This window comes from Sphingomonas sp. CCH9-F2, assembly GCF_001556735.1.
Classification (GTDB): Bacteria; Pseudomonadota; Alphaproteobacteria; order Sphingomonadales; family Sphingomonadaceae; genus Sphingomonas; species Sphingomonas ginsenosidimutans.
This window is the reverse complement of record NZ_LSJO01000705.1, coordinates 1-5,171: the sequence shown is the minus strand read 5'-3', so window position 1 is coordinate 5,171 and position 5,171 is coordinate 1. Positions and strand designations below refer to the sequence as shown.

At 67.0% G+C, this 5,171-nt stretch carries 3 protein-coding genes; all 3 read left to right on the top strand.

Annotation, left to right across the window (positions count from 1 at the left end; translation table 11 throughout):
• Positions 1 to 167: 167 nt before the first annotated feature.
• Positions 168 to 1,553: a glycosyltransferase family 32 protein gene (locus AX685_RS20160; RefSeq protein WP_066492027.1), complete on the top strand. Its 1,386-nt coding sequence runs from the start codon at positions 168 to 170 to the stop codon at positions 1,551 to 1,553.
• Positions 1,550 to 3,106, top strand: coding sequence for an FkbM family methyltransferase (locus tag AX685_RS20155; RefSeq protein ID WP_066492026.1), 1,557 nt, complete (start codon positions 1,550 to 1,552; stop codon positions 3,104 to 3,106). The genes AX685_RS20160 and AX685_RS20155 overlap by 4 nt, the downstream gene beginning before the upstream one ends.
• A 177-nt stretch (positions 3,107 to 3,283) precedes the next feature.
• A partial coding sequence (locus tag AX685_RS20150) for a TonB-dependent receptor plug domain-containing protein (protein WP_156445958.1) occupies positions 3,284 to 5,171 on the top strand: 1,888 nt, incomplete at its 3' end.

Here is a 5,171-nt window from a genome sequence, read left to right as displayed (position 1 = left end):
GGGTCTAGGCGGGTCGGCTTCCGTTGCGTCGGCAGGCCTAACCGCCGTCCCCGTCAGGAAAATTCGCCATCCACATCATTCGTTAACCAACAAAATTTACCCTGATGCGCATATCCGCCGACCGGTACCCGCCGGCATCGGCGCGACGCGCGAGGGGGCCGGTTGGCATGACGACGTTTCACCGCATCTGGTTCGGCGACAAGCCGATTCCGCCGGCCTACGAAGATTACTGGCGGGCGTGGCAACGCCAGTATCCGGGGCATGAATTCGTCACCTGGCGCGATGCGGATATCGACCGGCTGCCGCGGATGCGCGACCGCATCCGCCAGCTGCGCGTGCCGTCGATGCGCGCCGACCTGGGGTCGTTCGAGATCCTGCACGCGCATGGCGGCGTCTATCTCGATTGCGACGTCATGCCGTGGCATCGCTTCCGCCCCGAGGAGATGGCGCGCGAACTGACCGTGTGCAACGAATCGGACGCGACCGAATATTGCTCGCTCGGCTTCGTCGCCTCGCCGCCGGGGCATCCGGTGTTCGACGCGATGATCGAATATCTGCGCGATGCCGATATCGACGAAGGCAACCCGCATATCGCGACCGGCCCGTGGCTGTTCGGCAAGTTCCTGGCCGGGCACGAATGCCGCCGGCTGCCGTCCAGCGCCTTCTACCCCTATGCCGCGGTCGAGCCGCTGTCGGTGGTGCGCCGCCGCGACCTGTCGGGGACGCTGGGTATCCATGTGTGGGGCGGATCGTGGCTGCCGGGCAGCGCGAAGCAGGAGAAGGTGATGCAGATGATCGCGCGCGGTGACGTGGCCGAACCGGCGGTGCTGCTGCGCGGCTTCGAGGGCGATGTCGAGCATGCCGACTGGGCGCGCGACGTCGGCCTGATGATCGAGGCGGTGCGCGACATCCGCGAGAAGACGCTGCAGATCGTGCCGCTGCTAGGCTACGATTTCTCGGTCAACGCCAAGGATGCGCCGGTGTTCGAACTGGCGAAGGTCGCGCACTGGCTGTTCGCGCGCGCGCCCGACACCCGCGTGTGGCAGGTCGGCACGTCGCGCGAACGCCCCGACCCGCTGCGTGCCGCGCTGGTCAACGACGATCCTCCGGCGCTGCTGATCGACAGCGATACCGCGCGCGTCGCCGCGCTGGCCGCCGATCATGCCGCCCATGCCAATGCCCGCGCCGTCGCGCTCGCGCCCGCCGAAGGGGGCATGGCCTGGCAGGAGATCTGGGCTGCTGCGGGCGACGTCCCCCCCGACGTGCTGGTGCTGCACGACGGCGCGGGCAGCGCGGCGGTGATCGCCGACGTGCTGGACCGCGGGCACCGCCCGGCCGTGATCCATTTCGACATGGTGGGGATGGCGCCGGCAGACCTGCGGATGCTGTTGGGGCGGCTGGGCGACGATTATGCGACGCTGGAATATGGCGCGCACATGGCGGCGTACCGCTTCGACCTCATCATGGAATACGCCGGCGCGCTCTATGTCGAGAACGGAATCGCGACGGTCTTCTCCGAAGGCGTGAAGACCCTGAATGGAGTCGAGGCATGACGACCTTCCACCGTGTGTGGTTCGGCGCGAAGCCGATCCCGGATGCCTATGAGGCGTATTGGCAGGCCTGGCAGCGCCAGTTTCCCGATCATCGGTTCGTCACGTGGCGCGACGCCGATATCGATCGCCTGCCGCGCGTTCGCGATCGCCTGCGCACCCTCACCAGCATGGCGGCGCGCGCCGACCTGGCACGGTACGAGATTCTCTATAACGAGGGCGGCATCTACCTCGATTGCGATATCATGCCCTACCGGCATTTCGACCCGGGGGCGCTGACCGCCGAACTGACCGTCTGCAACGAGACGTCGTCGCGCGATTTCTGCTCGAACAGCTTCATCGGCGCGCCCGCCGGGCACCCGATCTTCGCGCAGATGATCGACCATGCGCTGGCGCACGACATCGACGAGGAGCGGCCGGACAAGTCGACCGGGCCGTGGCTGCTGGGGGCGTTCCTCAAGAAACATTATTACGAGCCGCTGCCGACCGCGACCTTCTACCCCTATCTGCCCGGCGAGCCGATGTCGGCCACCTACATGCGCGACCTGGGCAACACCTACGGCATCCACATCTGGAAGGGATCGTGGCTGTCGCAGGAGGTGCAGCAGGACAAGCTGTTGCGGATGGTCGCGATGGGCGACCTGTCGTGTCCCACCGGTATGCTGCCCGATTTCGCGGACGAATGGGGCGAGGATGTCGGGCTGATGCTCGACACCATCCGCGACGCGCGCCGCAGCCTGGTGCAGATCGCGCCGGTGCTGTCCCCAGACCTGGGGCTGACGCCCGAGGATCAGGTCGCCTTCTGCTTCGCCAAGGTTGTCCACTGGCTGCTGGCGGCGGACCGCGACCGGATGGTGTGGCAGATCGGCGCGGCGGATGGCGTGCTGGTCGACCCGCTGCGCAGCGCGCTGGTCAACTACGATCCGCCCGCGCTGCTGATGGAGCCGAACCCGCATCTGTTCGCGGCGCTGGAGCGTCATTACGCCAACAACCGCCACGTCCGGCTGCTGCCGCTGGCATACGGCATGGCGGTGGGCGAACTGGTGCTGAATGCGGTCGATCCGGCAAAGGTCGCCCCGCTAGGGCTGCCGGCATGGGTAGCGGGCATTTCGTCGGCCTACCAGGATCGCAATCCGTTGAAGGACGGTACCCACCCCGCGGAAATGACCGCGCGCATCTGGCAATGTATCGAACCGATCACCGTGCCTGTCGTGGACTATGACACGGTGCTGGCCCGGTCCGACGGGCGCGCGCCCGACATCCTGGTCATCGATGCCGAGGGGATGGACAAGGAGATCATGGAGGACGTGCTGGCGCGCGGCTGCCGCCCGCTGGTGATCCATTTCGAGGTACAGTGGATGACGCAGGAGGAGCAGGACGCGCTGCTCGACGCGATGGCGGGCGACTATGCGGTGCTGACCTTCGGCAACGACATGACCGCATACCGCCACGACGTGCTGATGGACTATGCCCGCCACCTGTACGTCGAACACGGCCTGCCGACGGTGTTCGCCGACGGGCTGAGGAAGGCCGCGGGACTGCCGCTGGCGGCGTGAGGGCGGGGCGGAACGTCGTCCGTTCCGCACCGCACCTAATCCACCGTAGCAACACGTATCACGTGTGACCAGTTTGTCACGTTCTTGTAAAAATCTACGGCAGCGTCGTTGACGGACTTGTCACGGCATCGTCATCGGTTTCTCATGCGACCCATAAAGAAACAGAGGGTCAGCATCATGAAATTGCACCAGTATCTGGGCGCCACCGCGCTGGCGGGGGCGATCGTCGCGGCGTGTCCGGGCGTCGCGATGGCGCAGGCGACCGCACCGGTCGCGCAGGACGACGTCACCGCGCCTGCCGGCCAGCAGCAGAACGTGCAGGACGAGGCGCCGGGCGGCGAGATCGTCGTCACCGGATCGCGCATCCGCCGCCCCAACGACGATTCGCCGATCCCGATCACCTCGCTGGGATCGCAGGAAATCTTCGAGACCGGCCGTGTCTCGGTCGGCGACACGCTGAACCAGCTGCCGCAGTTCCGCGCCTCGCTGGGCTCGCAGAATTCGACCTCCGGCCTGGGTGTGCGCGGCCTGAACCTGCCCGATCTTCGCGGCCTTGGCCGGGCCCGCACGCTGACGCTGGTCAACGGCCGCCGTCACGTCACCGCGGACATCATCAACAACGGCAATGCCGTCGACCTCAACACCATGCCGACCGACCTGATCGAGCGGATCGACGTCGTCACCGGCGGCGTCTCGTCGGTCTATGGATCGGATGCGATCGCGGGCGTCGTCAACTTCGTGCTGAAGGACAGCTACGAGGGGCTGGAGCTCCACGGCCAGAACGGCGTCAGCAAATATGGCGATGCCGGCAACCAATATGTCTCGATCGTCGCGGGCAAGAATTTCGCCGACGGACGCGGCAACATCGCGATCAACGCCGAATTCGCGCATCAGGAGGATTATTACGCCTCCGGCCGGCCGAACCTGCGCCAGAACAACGGCTTCGTCGTCGTTGACACTGACACGACCGGTTCGTCCGACGACACGCCCGACCGGCGGTTCTTCCGCGACATCCGTTCGACCACCCTCTCGCCCGGCGGGCAACTGGGCTTCCGCTATTCGTCGGCGGCGGCGCCGTGCGGGCGCGATCCGGTCGGTTCGGCCAATTCGGCCTTCACCTGCGCCTATCTGTTCCAGCCCGACGGGTCGCTGGCGGCGCAGACCGGCCAGCGCGTCGGCATCGGCCCCAACGGCAGCTTCATCGGCGGCAACGGCCAGACCGGGCGCGACGGCAATCTGCTGGTCCTGTCGCCGGACGTGAAGCGGTACGTCGTCAACGCGCTGGGCCATTTCGAGGTATCGCGCGGGTTCGTGCCGTTCTTCGAGGCCAAGTACGTGCGCACCGAGGCGTTCGGATCGCAGAGCGGCCCGTTCTTCTCGCAGGGGCAGACGCTGGGCGATTTCACCGCGATCGACGGGCTGACCGACCGGTCCTATTCGAACGGCGGGCTGGGCTTCGTCAATCGTGAGGGCATCCGGCTCGACAATCCGTATCTGGCCGACGCGGCACGCGCGACGATCGCGGGGCAGCTGGCCGCGTCGATCGCCTCGGGCGTCAATCCCAACACCGGCGCGGCGTTCACCGGCGCCAATGCCGCAGCCAACCAGGCCGCCGCGCTGGCGCAGGTCGCGGCGGGCACCTATCGCTTCTCGCTGCGGCGCAACTGGCTCGACCTGGGCACCCGGGACGAGCAGCTGACGCGCGAGACGTATCGCGCGGTCGTGGGCGTGCGCGGCGATTTCAACGACGACTGGCATTACGAAGTGTCGGCCAACTACGGCCAGCACAAGGAAAACAGCGTCATCACCGGCAACGTGAACACCCAGCGGTACCTGCTGGCGCTGGACACGACGCGCAATGCGGCCGGGCAGATCGTCTGCCGGTCGCAGGTGAATCCGGCCTATGCCGGCGAAGACGTCGGCGGCAATCCGGCGCAGCTGGCGGCGGACGTCGCGGCGTGCGTGCCGCTCAATCCGTTCGGCCAGGGTTCCGCCAGCGATGCGGCGCGCGCCTATCTGGTCACGCCGACCACCGCCGACGGCAAGGCGACGCAGTTCGTCGGCA

Bases quoted from the DNA above. Each gene is read 5' to 3' on its own strand.
- AX685_RS20155 (WP_066492026.1), top strand. From the start codon at position 1,550: ATGACGACCTTCCACCGTGTGTGGTTCGGCGCGAAGCCGATCCCGGAT.
- AX685_RS20160 (WP_066492027.1), top strand. From the start codon at position 168: ATGACGACGTTTCACCGCATCTGGTTCGGCGACAAGCCGATTCCGCCG.